This window comes from Luminiphilus syltensis NOR5-1B (genome assembly GCF_000158175.1).
GTDB classification, from domain to species: domain Bacteria; phylum Pseudomonadota; class Gammaproteobacteria; order Pseudomonadales; family Halieaceae; genus Luminiphilus; species Luminiphilus syltensis.
The window spans coordinates 1-2,322 of record NZ_DS999411.1 but is presented as its reverse complement, the minus strand read 5'-3'; the positions used below and the strand labels follow the sequence as shown (position 1 = coordinate 2,322).

Sequence of the window (2,322 nt, the reverse complement as noted above, 5' to 3'; positions counted from 1 at the left end):
GGTATCTCACGGCGCGTCGCAGCTATTGGGGTTGAGGTCACGCCCGCAGATGCGGGTTACGAGATTCATCTGGAAATCCTCACCGAGCCCTTTGCGGCGCTTAAGCAGCGGCGCCGATACATGTCGGGGCGAAGCGGCTGTGGCCTATGCGGTAAGGAATCGCTGGAGCAGGCGCTAATGCCGCTACCGCGACTCGCGGACACCCCGAAGCCTTCGCTTGGCGCTATCCAGAAGGCGGTTAACAGCCTGCGTGGTCTTCAGCCGATCCAGCAGCAGACCTCCGCGAGCCACGCTGCCGTGTGGTGTGACGCCGAGGGCAATCTCGGGCTTCTCCGCGAGGATGTCGGCCGACACAACGCACTCGATAAGCTGATTGGTGCCCTCGCAGGGCAGCGCCGTAATAGCGCGCCCCCCAATGCCGCCAGCCAGTCCGGATTTGTGCTGATCACCAGTCGTGCGAGTTACGAAATTGTTGCTAAAACAGCCATCGCGGGAGTGGGTTCGCTGGTGGCGCTTTCCGCTCCGACGTCACTGGCGGTGGAGACCGCGTTGCGTTGCAATCTAAACCTAATTGCCTTCGCCGGCGCCGCGCCAATGGTGTACGCGGAAAGTACCGCCTGTTCGCCGTAACCGTCGTCTTGGGCGGGAACCGACGTCGCGCCGGTAGGTGATTGAACGATGATAGTGTCGTCTTGATCGATCAGATGTTTGCGCCAGTCTGTTATGGTGCGCCTTTCTCGCCGTAACGGTATGCCTGTTGTCATGAGTTCTACTGCCTTTTCCAGCCTGCCGCTGGCGCCCAATCAACTCGATGCCCTCGATGCGCTGGGTTACAAGGCGATGACGCCGGTACAGGCCCAGAGCCTGCCGCTGATTCTTTCTGGCCGGGATGTGATTGTTCGTGCGAAGACGGGTAGCGGCAAGACCGCCGCATTTGCATTGGGTTTGCTGGCCACTATCAACCCTCGATTTTTTGGCGTTCAGGCGTTTGTAATGTGTCCCACCCGTGAACTGGCAGATCAGGTGGGTAAGGAGATCCGCAGGCTCGCCAGCCGAATGCCCAATATCAAGCTGGTATTGCTGTGTGGTGGTGTTCCGTTGGGGCCACAGCGGGATTCCCTAAGCCACGGCGCGCATATTGTGGTGGGCACCCCGGGCCGGATTGAGGATCATCTGAAGCGGGGTAGCCTGAACATCGAGTCCGTAAAAACGCTGGTACTCGATGAGGCTGACCGTATGTTGGATATGGGGTTTGCCGATGCCATCAAGCAGATTATCAGCGGCATGCCCGGCGATCGGCAGACGCTTTTATTCTCGGCCACCTACCCGCAGGATATTCAGCGGATCAGTCGATCGATTCAGCGAAATCCCGCATCGGTCACGGTCGATGATGTCGCCCACAACGAGGCGGTCATCGAGCAACTTTTTTATGAAGTGAACAAGCATGAGCGACAGGCAACCCTCTGTGCGCTTTTTGAGCACTATCGGCCTGCTAACGCCGTGGTCTTTTGCAATACCAAAAAGCAGTGTGATGAGGTCGCCGTATTTTTGCGTGGGCAGGGTATCGAGGCCCGGGCCATTCATGGGGATCTTGAGCAGCGCGAGCGCGACCAGGTCTTACTGCAACTGACCAATGACAGTTGTCCCGTACTGGTGGCGACCGATGTTGCCGCGAGAGGGCTCGATATCAAAGATCTCGAGATGGTGGTGAATTATGAATTGCCCCGTGACCCCGAGGTGTATGTACACCGTATCGGCCGCACCGGTCGGGCGGGTGCCGTGGGCAAGGCGTGCAGTATTGTTGTTCCTGCCGAATCGCCGCGGATTCGCGCGATCGAAGACTATAAGCAGCAACCCTGCGCCTGCGATGTGCTCGCGTCACTGGACCGCGACCCCGACTATCAACTCACCGGCGCCATGGTCACGATCCAACTCGACGCCGGGCGCAAGCAAAAGGTACGCCCTGGTGACGTGCTGGGGGCGCTGACGGGCGATGCTGGATTAAGCGGTGATCAGATTGGAAAAATTTCGATCTTTGATACCAGTAGTTATGTTGCTGTCAGCCGGCAAGCCCTCCGGCAGGCGATGAACTACCTCACTCAGGGGAAGGTCAAGGGACGCAGCGTACGGGCGCGGAAGATTCGCTAGGTAAGGATTTCCAATCTAAGAATACGCCTCTTTTCTTCGCTGATTAATTCATAAAATCTGTTTGGTCATTCTGTTGGAGTGCCATGGTGCCTATCTTTTTGCGCGCCAAGAATTCCTTTGTACGATTTAGTTGCCGAATAAAGCCATTGACCTATTTACGGCGCTAGCACACTG

2 protein-coding genes are annotated in these 2,322 nt (G+C 57.5%); both read left to right on the top strand.

Features of this window, described 5'->3' with window-relative positions; all coding sequences use genetic code 11:
* Positions 1-630 (top strand): formate dehydrogenase accessory sulfurtransferase FdhD (locus NOR51B_RS00010; RefSeq protein WP_195891452.1); only part of this gene is annotated, 630 nt, incomplete at its 5' end.
* Positions 631-762: 132 nt separating this feature from the next.
* A complete protein-coding gene (dbpA, locus tag NOR51B_RS00005) occupies positions 763-2,148 on the top strand; it encodes an ATP-dependent RNA helicase DbpA (protein WP_040482189.1) in 1,386 nt (461 codons plus the stop codon).
* Positions 2,149-2,322 lie beyond the last annotated feature (174 nt).